Raw genomic sequence first — 8,943 nt, 5'->3', positions numbered from 1 at the left:
AAAATTAAAAATGAGCCCGGTACAATACCGGACTCATTTGGATCAAGCTGCCTAATGAAATAACCGTGTCTAACTTTTAGGGGTCACTTCACTCACTTGTGCTCTTTTTCATATACTGCAAACAACATATCTCGAAACAATGTATTTAAACTCTCAATATCAATCCCTGATCCCTTTTCAATTCCTTTTACATATTGCTGATAGTAATGAATTTGTTCTTCTAAAAATTGATTCAAAACCTCAATTTTTAATCCAATATCTAATTCAGTACCTGCCTTTTTCTTTATTAATAACTGTTCAATTTCATCTAATACGCTACGTTCTAATGATAATTCTGTAATCAATCGATCGAATTCTACGGGAGGCAAAGTTGTTTTCTCCTCTAGCCACTTACAAGCTAAAATAGGACGCAATACATAAAAGTACTTTTTCAATTTTACATTCTCGCCTTGTAAAAATTCACGATAATTTTTTGAAGCCATATGTAAGTAATGATATATCGTTGCTTTTGGGTCAAAATGCTTATCACTCATTTGCTGAAGTTGTTCTGGAAAATGAGTGTTTTTCGAATAAAAAATCGGTGATCGAATCCATTCAAGTAAAGCTGGGTTTGATTTTGCAAATAGTTGTAACGCCTTTTTAATATCCCATCCACTTATATCTAAATCATCACTAATTGGATACTCAATTACATCTCGTTTATCATGAATTGATAAATACCACTCTACCGGATGCATATAAACAAATCTAACATCATAATCGCTATCTTTCGATGGAAATCCCCAAGCACGACTTCCTGATTCTACTGCAAATAAGATTTTTACATCATTCTCTTTTTCAATTCTTGCTAACTCCGTTTTAATTTTCTCTCTCATTTCATACCCTCTCCATTTTTTGATTATTTCCTTGGAAATTCGACAAATATATTACTAAGTTTACTACATACTAAAATAGCTGTCAGAAAATTCCCGACAGCCTGCCAACATCCCTTATTTTTTTACTTGTTCTTTTCTGTTACACTAACCGCAATTCGTTCAAACTCTTTTTGAATCTCCTCTTTATATGCATCTACTTTTGAAAAATCCATAGCTGCAATATAAATTCGTTCTAATTTATCACGAACTGATTTCGCTTTCGCTAAGAAAGACATCGCCTCATTCATTTTTGCTTTATATTGAATTGACACGTCGCGAATTTCTGTCGCATACTTCTCATCTGTCCCTGGTGTCACGATTAGGGCATACATATCTATAACTTCATCACCTTCACGGCTTGGAAAATATTCATGTGGTGCGGTACTATCAAAAATTGCAAACCCTAACTCTCTTACGATAACCATATCAAGACTATTTGGATCAAATCCACAATGATATACTTCAACCGCAAAGCCTTTTTCTTCTGCTGCCTTAGCTAATTTTTTGAGCATAGTTGATTTCCCAGAGCCTGGGCGCCCTTTTATAAAATAACGATGTGGTAATCCTTCTGTTAAATTAGGAACAAAATCAACTGCTCCTTTTGGTGTAGCCGCTCCTAAAAAGCGATGTTTCACAAGCGATTGTTTCCCGCCTTTATCCGTAAAGAGCTTCTGAATCAGCTGATCAGTTAGTTCATTTGCTTTATTAAAATCAATGTTATTAATATATATTTTCTCCCACTCATCATGTATAATTAGCGCCTCGTGAAAGCAAGCGTAGGCAGTTTGAAAAGCTTTGCTTGCCTCTGAAACAAATCGTTCAATTTCCACCTTCTGCTTTCTTAATTTATCTGAGTCCCAAGCAACCCCTAAATTGATATACTCCTCAACAACTCCTGGCATTTTCGGCTCGATAACATGCGGAGATGTTCCATCAACAATTCCTACTTTTAACTTCGGGATAATTACACCATCAACCGATTTATTATCGGAAGAACAATGTAAAAATTCAATATCATAATCTTTTTCAACCCATTCACGACCTATTGCCTTAATTAAAGAAGATTTCCCCGTTCCAGGGCCACCCTTTAAAATAAATAATCTGTCTAACCCTTTTAAATTCTCATCGTATAAATTATGAAATCCTCTAGCTGTATTTCCACCAGCATAATAATTCAATACAGTCCCTGTCACTGCACTCACTCCTTCGCAGCATTCTATTTACATAAGCTACAATATGCGAGCATCTTTATTTGGGTGAATACCTATTTTGTATTGCACGAAAAAAGGAAATGAATTACAATTTAAATACAATGAATATTCAGAACTAAAATTAAATATGTCTTTATCAAGAGAGGCAGAGGGACCGGCCCTTTGAAGCCCAGCAACCTCAGTTTATACAAACTGAATAGGTGCTAATTCCTGCAAAATGCATTGCATTTTGAAAGATAAAACGTAACTATTGTGTGCAAAACTCATCTTTCTTGATTACGAAAGGTGAGTTTTTTTATTTCAAAACATATATTGGAGGTATGTAAAGTGAAAGTAATTGACCTATCACAAACATTTGAAAACAATATGTCCCAATTCCCTGGAACACCAAAAATCAATTTAGGAGCCATTACAAGCGTTGAAGAGACAGGCTATCAAGTTACAGATTTTCATTCTGTCGTTCATGTTGGCACGCATTGTGATGCCCCTGCTCATTTCATTTCAGGCGCAATGACTATTGATCAATTACCCCTAGATCAATTTGTAGGCGAGGCGGTTCTTATTGATGTAACTCATGTACAAGAACGAAAAATACCTAAAGAAGTATTGCACAATGCTGACATAAAAGAAGGGGATATTGTTATTTTCCATTCCAATCTATCTACTAAATGGAATACAGAGGCATATGAGCAAGAAGCTTTTTATCTTTCTGAAGAATTAGCCGAGGAATTAGTTCAATTAAAAATAAAATCGGTCGGCCTAGATTTCATTTCTCCTGATGAGGTAACGACAGAAACATCACCAATTCATCACATACTACTTGGGAATAATATTTATTTAATTGAAAACTTAACAAACTTAGATGCCATTCACACGAAACGTTTCTTTTTCTCAGCGGCACCTTTACAGATTAAAGATAGCGATGGTGCTTTTGCCAGGGCATTCGCTGTAATTTTTTAAACAAACTATACAAAAAAAGCAAAGATCATCATTGACCTTTGCTTCTATTTTTTTTATTTAAACTAAGAAAGAATTGCTCAACACGAGGACGTAACCAAGCTAAATAATCTTTCTCTCTTTTCTTTGTACAAGCTATTTCTTCTCCATCTACCATTCCGACAAGTTCTAGCTCTAACAGTTGCCTCGTAAATGCTAACATATTTATTTCTTCGTCTGGATACTCTTCTTTTAATTTCTCCTCAATTTCTCCCAATAAAAAACCGTCACGCATCATTGCCAATGCATCAATCCAAAGTGGCGGCATTTCATATTTTTCTCCTGTAATTGTATCTTTTACAATATAATTCTTTTGCTCTTTTCTAAATTGAATCGTGTGTAAACATACAGTCGAATTTAATGTTAATTCCATCATACCACCTCTTTCATAATATCTGCATAGAAAAAAGGATGCGCGTGCACCCCTTCTTTTCCTAACACTACCGAACCGTTACATGAATAACAAATCTCATGTCGATATTTTCCTCCATTATAAACGAAGTATTTTATAAAAAAAACCCTTCTTGAAACATTTTATAAAATGTTTATATTTACACAACAAGAACACTTTTCTGAAAAATATTCTCTCCTAGCACATTATACTGTCGGTAAAGAAATTTCCACTTTCGTTCCTAGTCCCACGCTACTTTGAATCGCGATACTTCCTTGATGTTCATTAATAATTTTATATGTAATCATTAGCCCAAGTCCCGTACCATTCTCTTTTGTTGTATAAAAAGCCTTTCCGATCTTCTCTAGCTTCTCCTTCTCTATACCAAAGCCTTGGTCTTCAACAGACATGCACAAATGCCCTTCCGTTTTTTGATATGCATGGATATGAATATCTCCACCTTCTGGCATTGATTCTATTCCATTTTTAATAACATTTAATAACACTTGTTTTAATTGTTTATCATCACCATTTATAACAGGTAGATTCCCATCTACTTGCAAATGAAATCTCACTCTATATTGCGCTGCATAACTTTCCATTAGCTGTACAACATATAAAAGGATTTCCTGTATATTACACCATTCATAATTCGTTGGTTTCGGTTTTCCTAATAACATCAATTCACTAACAAACCCGTTAATTCTTTCAATTTCTTGTAACATAATATCGTAGCTCATCATATCTGCAGGGTTTCTTTCTTTTTGCATTTGTGTAAATCCTTTTAAAGCTGTTAATGGATTTCGAATTTCATGTGCGATTGTTGTAGACATAGTTCCAATTACAGCAAGATTTTCCGTCTCCTTTATATTGTTCATCATCTCAACAACTGTTCTTACATACGATTGAAATCGTTTTAACAAAGAATGCGAAATAATAAAAAAGAATACACATAAAACAAGCGGGATTACAACTTTTTCATCTTGTAATAGTAACGTGAAAAATACATACTTTCCAATTACGCTAAAAGAAACTAAATAAAAATATTTTCTATTCACAAATATCGGTGCAAATAAAATTAAAAATATTTCAACCATATTCCCATTTTCAAAAACACGATCACTGTTTAAATAAATCATTAGATTATTAATAAGATCAATAAACATATAACCAATTAAAAACAAATATTTTACGAAATATACGTAACCTTTTTTCTGAAGGTATATCGAAATAGGAAATAAAGATATTACTAATATATACAAACCTATCCCCATTCCACCTTCAGGCCATCCTATCCTTGCCCCGTTAATGTCCATGGCTGGATACACAAAATAATAAATAACGTCATATAAAAAAAATATAATATAGAATAATAATACAAATACTTTTAAAGCTTCTCTTTCCTCATATATCAAGCTTTTAAATTTGTTCATATAAATACTCCTCATGATCCATACAAAAACTTTACAGATTATCTCATTAAATTATAAGTATGAAATTGCTCTCAGGGCAATATACAACCTGATCATATGAAAAGGAAGGAGATCTCCCCTTCCCTTTCGTTATAACTTATATCCATCTTACCCGATCATGTAACAGGCCATCCGTAAAATTATTATGTCCTATTACAAAATTATTCATATATAAATTTAGATATTCGCCGTACTTACTCTCTGTATTTAATAATAATTCCTCGACATAGTAAGCACCTTGTTCAAAGTGATCTAATAATAAACTGCACAAGCCTGCATAAATCCCGCACCCTACTTGAAAGTAAGTTGCATTCGTTTTATATTTATGAAAAACTTGGCTACTATTCATTACATTGTACATATACGTCTCGCTATTTTCATAAACGAGTAGCACACCAACTAGGTCCTCCCCTGCAATCTCTTCTTCCGCTGGATTAAATACTTTACGATTCCAATTCCATAAATCTTCTACTTGGTCTAAGTTCTGTCTAATTACATTAGTCGTATACTCATTAATTCGGTACAAAAAGCCTACTTCCATATTGAAGTTTTTCCCTAAAATTAAAACTTCCTCATGTGGCATTAAACAACCATGAAACTCTTTCTCTCCTAACTTTACTTTATACTCTGAAGCATATACATCTTCATAAAAGTAAAGGGGACGATGATGACTCATATACATCGGATAACTCCATATCGCTTCATCTAGAAATCGCTCTACTGCCCATGAAGCATAAAGTGTATGAGGCTTTATCAGTGCTTCATCATTCAAAAATGAAGTATCATGTTCTACTATATAGCATGCTTTTGGTTTTTCATTTGGACGTTCCTTCATAAGTTCAACAACCATCCATTGCACAACACCTGGATTCATACCTGAGCCTATAATTGCTTTTGTATTTGTAAATTTCGCTTTCTCCTTCTCAAACCTCGTATATCTTTCCGTAAGCTGAAAACCGATTAAACTATCATCCTGATCTACTGCTTCATTTTCCAAAGCTGAATTAATATAACAAATTCCAAGTTCATTACAACAGCTTAATACTCTAATCGTATCTGCACCTGAAACATCAATAACAACACCCGTACTTTTTTCTTTCAAATGTTGTTTGAATTTCACTACATCTTGAAGGTCAATTTCATATAAAAACAATTGATCTTTCAAATTCGGAAACAACTCATCATAATAAGTCCTATCTTTTTGTTTTATATCAACCAAATGAAATTGAACATTCCTTATCGCTTCATAAATCGGATCTTTTTCATTTACTATCGCTTGATTTAAAATGGCTAAAACTGCTTTTGCTGCTCCACCAGCACTACCAAGTAATGTAATCGATGACGAATTTGAAAACTGTTCCACCAACAAAACCCCTTTAATATAATAGTTGAACAGTTCTCCCTCCAAAAAATAAATTGAATATACTAAAAGATGGCTCGTACATATTTTTATAATTTTGCACAAGATTAGCTCTCCTTAGATCAGGCTAATACATTTATATTCAATTCATTTTTCCCCTCACATCCAAATCAAACTAAATAAATAGGCTCGACCTTTTCTTTTGCATCTAAAAGAAAAAGCCAGCCCTTTCAACTCGTCTACGGACAATGGACAGATTTTACATGTTGAATATTTACATACATTTTTGCATCGCGCGCTTTTAATATTTCAATATGCCCTTCATCAATCTTCGCCATCTTTCCGATTTTATTATATTCCTCACCTAAATCGAACACCATAATTTTCCCAGCCATTTTAATAAGCTGTTCTTCAAATGTTCTAGCTAACGTAATATTTAACGGATTCACGGGGAGTTCATTTTTATTGAGGGCGTAAGGGACTTGATTTTCTTTATACGGAATTAACCATTTTAAATGCTTTAAAGATATATATACTGTTTTATAAACTGGACTATAAAAAACAATATAATCGTTCATTACACTTGTAACATAACCATGTATTGGAGCATTTCCTGCTACATAAACTTCTGTAAAAATTCCTTTAGACGTACTTAATACTTTTCTCAAAGAAATGGAAGGTGATTCCCTCTTAATTACAGAATCAACATCTGGTTTTGATACTTCTTCATCATGTGGTCTTAAAAATTTATAGTATTGTACATGGTATAAAGATATATATACGTAGTCTTGTCCATTGTAAAGAACAACGATATCATTTCCTACATCAATTAATACACCTTTAAATCTCTTTTCACCGATTAATTTAACATATATATTTTCTCCAATACTTTTATTCAACTCATTCATCTATATCCTCCTTCCTATGGATTTCAACTTTCCTATCTTCCATTTCAAAAAAATAATCAGGGCAATGTTCTGTCTGAATAGTAAGTAATTCCTTTTCATACTATCGAAATAAGAAATTGTTCTTCTCTTTCCCTCATAATGCCCCTCTTATTTATTAAACATTATTCATCTTCATTCTTTTTACATTTCACTACTTGACTCACACTCTTAATATGATAATTAATGATATAAATGACTTCATCACAGTTTACTAGTGTAATACATTCTTCATGCACTTCACTTAATAAACCTTCCACACACTCTGGGCCGCCACGATTAATCTTTACCCACTTATACTTCAAGTCACGTAATACATCGACAAAAGTATCATCATCAGAGCAGAAACATGAAACATAGCAATCGCCACATTTACTTTCTTTCACTTTCTTAACTAGACTCTTCACGTGTTTCAATTGGTAATATACTAATTCACCAAGAGGAAGTTGTAATGTAAGATAATCTCTTCCTAACGATACAAGTACCCCCACTCGACTCTCTGGTCCACGAAGATTTACTTTTACAGTCTCACCAACTAAGCACTTAATTTGCTCACAGCATAATACACTCTCCAAATTTATATCCTCCTTTCTTATTATCTTCCTCTACTTGATTGTCTTTGTGCGCGATCTCGACCTGAAGAAGTGCTTTCACTATTGCTTTCTTTGCTTTCTTCGCTCTCTCCGCACTCTACTGTGACACTCTTAATATGAGATACTGCAACTAATATAACTTCTTCTTTTACAATTAATGTCACGAATTCACAAGACACATCTTGTAAAATACCTTCAACTTTCTCCGGACCCCCACGATTAATTTTCACCCAGCGATACTTGAAGCTTTGAAGTAGCTTTTCAAAGTCATCTTCACATTCACATTCAAACCATCCGCAATCATCTGCTTTACAATCTTTCGCATTTTTTGTAACACTTTTCAGATGACGAATCTGATAGTAATAGAGCTCTCCTTTTTCATTCTTTAATACAAAGTAATCCGAACATACTGCGACTATTGTCCCTTTTTGAGATTCTGGACCACCTCTGTTTACTCTCACAAAAGATCCAATTAAATCTTTCAGAAAATCACAATGAAATAAACTCACGAGAAAACCCCTTCCATTAATTTATAAGCTTTTGCACTGATAGTATATGTATCTGTACAGGTTACGTTCTCTATGTTTGTCCTAGCTAGAAAAAAATATGCTTTTAACATGGTAGACTATTACCTATCAAACTCTTACAAAATGCTTAAGGTCTGTTACATTTGGCATCTTCACAAAAAAAATCCCGTATGAAGATACATTTCTGTATATCTTCATACGGGATTTCCCATCGTTTAATCTTCGTCTTTAACATCCATATCTTCTGGAATTGGTTCGTTCAATATTTCTTCCACTAAATGCTTATATTTCTCCATTTGTTCTAAATGTGTATTGAATTGTTCTTTATTTAATAAATATTGCTCTCCATCAAACAGTGCACGAATTTTCTTTTGCTGAATTAGCTCTTCAATATACGACTTTGGTAAATTCAAATACTCCGCAGCTTCTTCTACTGTTATATACAACGCATTCATTCCTTTATTGTTTTTTCCTATATACTGTATCTTACTTTATTTTTGTAAACAAATAAAAAAGATTTTGTAAATGCAATTTA

At 33.3% G+C, this 8,943-nt stretch carries 10 protein-coding genes and 1 riboswitch; of the genes, 1 reads left to right on the top strand and 9 read right to left on the bottom strand.

Going from position 1 to position 8,943, the window contains the following annotated elements:
* Positions 1-92: 92 nt before the first annotated feature.
* Positions 93-875: a nucleotidyltransferase domain-containing protein gene (locus MR115_RS25075; RefSeq protein ID WP_242243120.1), complete on the bottom strand. Its 783-nt coding sequence runs from the start codon at positions 873-875 to the stop codon at positions 93-95.
* 122 nt (positions 876-997) lie between these two features.
* A complete protein-coding gene (locus MR115_RS25070; RefSeq protein WP_097819457.1) occupies positions 998-2,107 on the bottom strand; it encodes a PRK06851 family protein in 1,110 nt (369 codons plus the stop codon).
* Between the two features lie 148 nt (positions 2,108-2,255).
* Positions 2,256-2,368: riboswitch (SAM riboswitch) on the top strand.
* Positions 2,369-2,452: 84 nt separating this feature from the next.
* Between MR115_RS25070 and MR115_RS25065 the strand changes: the two genes are divergently transcribed.
* Positions 2,453-3,085 (top strand): cyclase family protein, encoded by a 633-nt coding sequence (locus tag MR115_RS25065; protein ID WP_242243119.1) that lies wholly within the window; start codon positions 2,453-2,455, stop codon positions 3,083-3,085.
* A gap of 28 nt (positions 3,086-3,113) precedes the next feature.
* Here MR115_RS25065 and MR115_RS25060 read toward each other — a convergent pair whose 3' ends face one another.
* The 7 genes from MR115_RS25060 to MR115_RS25030 all read right to left on the bottom strand — a co-directional run bounded on the left by MR115_RS25060 (position 3,114) and on the right by MR115_RS25030 (position 8,863).
* Positions 3,114-3,494 (bottom strand): hypothetical protein, encoded by a 381-nt coding sequence (locus MR115_RS25060; protein WP_061678053.1) that lies wholly within the window; start codon positions 3,492-3,494, stop codon positions 3,114-3,116.
* A 224-nt stretch (positions 3,495-3,718) separates the two neighbouring features.
* Positions 3,719-4,945, bottom strand: coding sequence for an ATP-binding protein (locus tag MR115_RS25055; RefSeq protein WP_097819455.1), 1,227 nt, complete (start codon positions 4,943-4,945; stop codon positions 3,719-3,721).
* Between the two features lie 136 nt (positions 4,946-5,081).
* Entirely contained in the window at positions 5,082-6,347 is a 1,266-nt protein-coding gene (locus tag MR115_RS25050) for an S-adenosylmethionine decarboxylase related protein (protein WP_242243118.1), read from the bottom strand.
* A gap of 236 nt (positions 6,348-6,583) precedes the next feature.
* A complete protein-coding gene (locus MR115_RS25045; RefSeq protein ID WP_242243117.1) occupies positions 6,584-7,252 on the bottom strand; it encodes an LSm family protein in 669 nt (222 codons plus the stop codon).
* 161 nt (positions 7,253-7,413) lie between these two features.
* Complete coding sequence (locus MR115_RS25040) at positions 7,414-7,863, bottom strand: hypothetical protein (protein WP_061678057.1); 450 nt, start codon at positions 7,861-7,863, stop codon at positions 7,414-7,416.
* 20 nt (positions 7,864-7,883) lie between these two features.
* Complete coding sequence (locus tag MR115_RS25035) at positions 7,884-8,390, bottom strand: hypothetical protein (RefSeq protein WP_061678058.1); 507 nt, start codon at positions 8,388-8,390, stop codon at positions 7,884-7,886.
* Between the two features lie 233 nt (positions 8,391-8,623).
* Entirely contained in the window at positions 8,624-8,863 is a 240-nt protein-coding gene (locus tag MR115_RS25030; RefSeq protein ID WP_080467727.1) for a helix-turn-helix domain-containing protein, read from the bottom strand.
* Positions 8,864-8,943 lie beyond the last annotated feature (80 nt).

Source organism: Bacillus cereus group sp. BfR-BA-01309 (genome assembly GCF_022664315.1).
Classification (GTDB): Bacteria; Bacillota; Bacilli; order Bacillales; family Bacillaceae_G; genus Bacillus_A; species Bacillus_A mobilis.
This window is presented reverse-complemented; position numbering and strand designations above follow the sequence as displayed.